Source organism: Rhodococcus sp. no. 34, assembly GCF_054589475.1.
The window spans coordinates 1-211 of sequence record NZ_BAAILK010000013.1 but is presented as its reverse complement, the minus strand read 5'-3'; the positions used below and the strand labels follow the sequence as shown (position 1 = coordinate 211).

Annotated in this window: 1 rRNA gene; it reads left to right on the top strand. The window is 56.9% G+C overall.

The window, feature by feature from the left end:
* Positions 1-32 precede the first annotated feature (32 nt).
* A 16S ribosomal RNA gene (locus ACYP01_RS04625) occupies positions 33-211 on the top strand; the annotation flags it as partial.

Sequence of the window (211 nt, the reverse complement as noted above, 5' to 3'; positions counted from 1 at the left end):
GCCGGCCTTCGGGTTGGTGATATCTAGAGTCTTCAACGGAGAGTTTGATCCTGGCTCAGGACGAACGCTGGCGGCGTGCTTAACACATGCAAGTCGAGCGGTAAGGCCTTTCGGGGTACACGAGCGGCGAACGGGTGAGTAACACGTGGGTGATCTGCCCTGCACTTCGGGATAAGCCTGGGAAACTGGGTCTAATACCGGATATGACCTC